This is a genomic window from Siccirubricoccus deserti (assembly GCF_014283215.1).
In the GTDB taxonomy this organism is placed as follows: domain Bacteria; phylum Pseudomonadota; class Alphaproteobacteria; order Acetobacterales; family Acetobacteraceae; genus Siccirubricoccus; species Siccirubricoccus deserti.
On sequence record NZ_JACOMF010000146.1, the window covers coordinates 1 to 4,484 of the forward strand.

Below are 4,484 nucleotides of genomic sequence, written 5' to 3' on the forward strand. Positions count from 1 at the left end.
ACAGGACGACGCGGTAGGCGTTGCCGCTGGTATCCGTCGAGGTTGTTCCGACTGCCGAGACCATCTTCTCGCTCTCCACAAATGCGTGATTCACCACTTTGTGATCACTGTCGTGGCGAGCGTATGCGGCATACAACCAGAGAGTGCAATCGCAGAGTTGTGTTCTTTATTTCACATGTTGTGTACGATACTGAATCAAACTTGGAGAAGTCGCGGTGGCGGCCGGGAAATGCTTCGGCGCAGCCCTGCCTTGGCGCGCTTTTCAGCGCGGCCCAGCCTGTCTGAAGAGCGCCTGACCCGAGCCTGCTGTGGTTCCGCTGCGCTTCCGGCCTTGCCTGCGCCAGAACCTGTCCGGTTCTGTCTGGCGCGGCCATCACCCGACCCGGCACCAGCATGGGAACCGGCATGGGCCGCCAAGATATCCGCGCCACCCAATCCTGCTGCTCCGACCAGTCGCTCGCACCTCTGGGTTGCGACGGCTTGACGGCCATCTTCCTTGCCCGTCAGGCTCCCGCCGCAGCAGCCGGCACAGGCGGCGCGGGAGGAATGCGACATGGCGACAGGCAGTGGCAGCCCGGCGGGCGTCATCAGCGGCGGCGCCGGACGCCGGCTTCTTCTTGGCCTTGCCGCGGCGGCGCCGCTGACCGGCCAAGGCCGGGCGCAGGGACCATCCCCGCCCTGGCCGGCCCGCAGCCTCCGCCTGGTCGTGCCTTTCGCCCCGGGCGGACCGACCGACGTCATGGCCCGCGTGGTGTCCCAGGGCCTGACCGGCGCACTTGGCGAGCCGGTGGTGGTGGAGAACCGGCCGGGCGGCGGCGGCAATGTCGGCGTCGCCCATGTCGCCCGCAGCGCGCCGGATGGCTACACGCTGCTGGTCACCTCCACCGGCTTCGTGGTGAACCCCAGCCTGTTCCGCAACCCGGGATACGATCCGGTGCGGGACTTCGCCCCAATCACCGAGCTGGGCGCCTCGCCCAATGTGATCCTCGCCCGGCCGGACAGCGGCATCGGCTCAATCGCCGAGCTGGTGGCCCGGGCCAAGGCGACGCCCGGCGTGCTGAATTTCGCCAATCCCGGCACCGGCTCCACCCCACACCTGACCGCGGAGTTGCTGCGGCTGCGCACCGGCATCGATTTCGTGCAGATCCCGCACAACAGCGCGGCGCTGGCGGTGCAGTCGCTGCTCGGCGGCACCACGCCGGTCGGGGTGACGGCGCTGCCGCCGGCGCATGCGCAGATCAAGGCTGGCGCGCTGCGGGCCCTGGCGCTGACCGGGGAGGCCCGTTGGCCCGACCTGCCCGATGTGCCGACCATGCTGGAACTAGGCTACCCCGGCTTCGTCTCCGAAACCTTCCAGGGGCTGCTGGCACCGGCCGGCACGCCGGCGCCAATCGTCGAGCGGCTGGCACGGGAGGTGAAGGCGGTCCTCACCGCCCCCACCACCCGCGACCGGCTGCTAGCAGCCGGCTTCACCCTGCGGCCAGAGGGACCGGAGGCGCTGGCGACGCGCATCGCACGAGAGGTGCCAGTCTGGCGGGAGCTGATCCGGCAGGCGGGAATTCCACAGGAGTAGGAGCGGGATGAGCGCGAGAGGGGCAGCGCCCTCTTGCGCCTGCCGTTACCAGACCAATGCCCCCCGCAGGAAATCCGCCGCCTCCGACGTTACCGCGCCAGCGAAGAACCGCTGAGCCGGCGCCTGCTCCAGCACCCGGCCGCGATGCAGGAACACCACCTCCCCGGCCAGCCGCCGTGCCTGGCCGAGGTCATGCGTCGTCATCACGATCTTGGTGCCCGCGGCGGCGATGGCGGTGGCGATCTCCTCCACCGCGCGGGTCGCGGCGGGATCGAGGCTGGCGCAGGGCTCGTCGAGGAACAGCAGCTCCGGCGCCAGGGCCTGGGCGCGGGCCAGCGCCAACCGCTGCTGCTCCCCGCCGGACAGCCGCCGCGCCGGGCGGTCGGCGAGCGCGGCCAGACCGACGAGGGCCAGCGCCGCATCCGCCCGGCGCGCCCGCTCCGCCCGGCCAAGCCCGGCGAGGCCGAGCGGATAGAGCACATTGGCCCGGACCGAGCGGCGCAGCAGCACCGGCCGCTGGAACACCATTGCCCCCCTCGGGGCGCCGCGCGGTGCCGCGGGACCGCCCCAGGCGATATGCCCGGTATCCGGCCGCAGCAGCCCGTGCAGCAGCCGCAGCAGCACCGATTTGCCGGCGCCGTTGGGGCCAATGATCAAGGTCGGCGGCCCGGCCTCGATCGTCAGCGAGACCCCATCCAGGATGGTGACGCCGCCGGCGGCATAGCGCAGCCGCTCGGCGACCAGCGGCAGGCCGGTGCCCGGGGCGCGCATCAGCCGGCAGACCGCGCCGCGGCGTCGCGCAACCCCTGCGCCGCGGCATTCACCCCGAGCACGATCGCCATCAGCACCAGCCCCAGCGCCAGGGCCAAAGGCAAGTCGCCCTTGCTGGTCTCCAGCGCGATGGCGGTGGTCATCATCCGCGTGAAGCCCTCGATATTGCCGCCGACGATCATCACCGCGCCGACCTCGGCGCTGGCCCGGCCGAAGCCTGCGAGCAGCACGGTCAGCAGGGCGAAGCGGCCGTCCCACAGCAGGGTCGGCACTGCCCGGCACGGGCCGGCGCCGAAGCTGCGGAGCTGCTCGGCGTATTCCTCCCACAGCCCTTCCAGCACCTGGCGCGACAGCGCGGCGAGGATCGGCATGATCAGCACCGCCTGGGCCAGCACCATGGCGCCCGGGGTGAACAGCAGGCCGAGGCTGCCGAGCAGACCGCTGCGCGACAGCAGCAGATAGACCAGCAGCCCGGCGACCACCGGCGGCAGCCCCATCAGCGCGTTCAGCCCGATGATCAGCGCCTGCCGCCCAGGAAAGCGCGCCACCGCCAGCAGCGCGCCGAGCGGCAGGCCTAGCAGCGCGGCGATGCCGACCGCGGCAATGCTGACCTGCAGCGACAGCGTGACGATGCGCAGCATCGCCGGATCGCCCGTGGCGACCAGCTGCAAGGCGGTGTGGAAGGCAGCGCCAAGGTCCTGCACAGCTCTCTCCGGCCCGCTGCATGAAGCGGGCGCCGCCCTGCTGTGGTCAACCGGCAAGGCCCGTCACCGCCTGCCGGATTCTGCCGGAAATTTGACGGCGGCCACGACGCCGATTCTTGCCGCGCAAACCGCCCCTGGCTTGCTAGCGTCCCTCCGCGGCAGGCCGGCGCAGACCGGCCGCCTGACATCGAGGGCAAGCCCCAGGACTGCTTTGCCTGACGGCTTGCCCCTAGGGAGGAGCCATGCGTCGTCGTCATCTGCCTGGTCTCGCGGCCGGGATGCTCGCCGTGCCGTCCATCCCGCGGGCCCAGCCCGCCGCCGGGCGCTACCCCGACCGCCCGGTACGCGTCATCGTTCCCTACCCGCCCGGAGGCGGCACCGACACCTGGGCGCGCATGGTGGTGGAGGGGATGCAGAATGAGCTCGGCCAGCCCGTCGTCATCGAGAATCGCGGCGGCAGTTCCGGCCTCATCGGCTCCGATGTCGTCGCGAAGTCGCCACCGGATGGCTACACGCTGCTCTTCAACATCACCACGCTGGTGCAGGCGCCGGTGGTGCTGCGGCGCTTCCCCTACGACCCGATCAACGACTTCGCCTACATCGGCCGGCTCGGCACCACCGCCATCACCTTCGCTGTCGGACCGGCCGTGCCGGCGCAGGTGAAGACCCTGGCGGAGTTCGTCGAATGGGGACGCGGCCGGCAGCTCGCCTTCGGCAACTACGGGCCCGGCTCCACCGGCCATGCCTTCGCCGTGCTGCTGGCGGAGGAGACCAGGCTGAACGTGACCCAGGTGGCCTATCGCGGCGAGGCGCCGATGCTGCAGGACATCCTCGCCGGCAGCTTCCACGGCGGGTTCCACAGCACCATCGTGGCGGGGGAGATGTTCAAGATCGGCCGGCTGCGGCCGCTGGCGACCGGCGGGCCGGACCGCGTGCCCTCGCTGGCGGACCGGGTGCCGACCCTGATCGAGCTGGGCTATTCGCGGCGCTTCGACTTCTCCGGCTTCAACGGGCTGTTCGCCCCGGCGCGGGTGCCGGCCGAGGTGACGGACCGGCTGGTCCCGGCCTTCCGCCGGGTGGTGACGGCGCCGGAGTTCGTCCGCAGGCTGATGGCGATGGATACCGTGCCTGGCTACGAGGATCCGCCGACCTTCCGGGCCTCCGTGCAGCGGACCCTGTCGCAGTGGCAGGAGTTGGCGGATGCGCTGGACCTGTACTCCACAGGGTGAAGCGGTGCGGCCAACGGAAGCTGGCTTCATCCCTGGCCGCGATCCGCTCTAAGAGCCCATCCGGGAAGTTTCGATTCACGCTGAGGGCTTTCTGGCCAGCCGGCGGAGCATGATGCGGATCATTGCCATGCGGACGAAGGCGGCGGCGATGCGGCAGTGTCGCTCGAAGTCGCGGGCGAGGCGGCGGTTGCGGCTGATCCAACCGAT

At 71.0% G+C, this 4,484-nt stretch carries 4 protein-coding genes and 1 pseudogene; 2 read left to right on the forward strand and 3 right to left on the reverse strand.

Annotation, left to right across the window (positions count from 1 at the left end):
* The first annotated feature begins 553 nt into the window (after positions 1-553).
* Positions 554-1,573, forward strand: coding sequence for a Bug family tripartite tricarboxylate transporter substrate binding protein (locus tag H7965_RS28885; RefSeq protein WP_186773955.1), 1,020 nt, complete (start codon positions 554-556; stop codon positions 1,571-1,573).
* Positions 1,574-1,618: 45 nt separating this feature from the next.
* On the opposite strand, the gene H7965_RS28890 is transcribed toward H7965_RS28885, so the two are convergent.
* Entirely contained in the window at positions 1,619-2,344 is a 726-nt protein-coding gene (locus H7965_RS28890) for an ATP-binding cassette domain-containing protein (RefSeq protein WP_186773956.1), read from the reverse strand.
* The gene (locus tag H7965_RS28895) at positions 2,344-3,048 is read right to left on the reverse strand and encodes an ABC transporter permease (protein ID WP_229682861.1); all 705 of its coding nucleotides are present in this window, start codon (positions 3,046-3,048) and stop codon (positions 2,344-2,346) included. Before H7965_RS28895 ends, H7965_RS28890 begins: the two co-directional genes overlap by 1 nt.
* A 242-nt stretch (positions 3,049-3,290) precedes the next feature.
* Between H7965_RS28895 and H7965_RS28900 the strand changes: the two genes are divergently transcribed.
* On the forward strand, positions 3,291-4,277 hold the full coding sequence (locus H7965_RS28900; protein ID WP_186773957.1) for a Bug family tripartite tricarboxylate transporter substrate binding protein: 987 nt from the start codon (positions 3,291-3,293) through the stop codon (positions 4,275-4,277).
* 75 nt (positions 4,278-4,352) lie between these two features.
* On the opposite strand, the pseudogene H7965_RS32335 reads toward H7965_RS28900, so the two are convergent.
* Positions 4,353-4,484 (reverse strand): annotated as a pseudogene (locus H7965_RS32335) (IS5 family transposase); the annotation flags it as partial.

Bases quoted from the DNA above. Each gene is read 5' to 3' on its own strand.
- H7965_RS28885 (WP_186773955.1), top strand. From the start codon at position 554: ATGGCGACAGGCAGTGGCAGCCCGGCGGGCGTCATCAGCGGCGGCGCC.
- H7965_RS28890 (WP_186773956.1), bottom strand. From the start codon at position 2,344: ATGCGCGCCCCGGGCACCGGCCTGCCGCTGGTCGCCGAGCGGCTGCGC.
- H7965_RS28900 (WP_186773957.1), top strand. From the start codon at position 3,291: ATGCGTCGTCGTCATCTGCCTGGTCTCGCGGCCGGGATGCTCGCCGTG.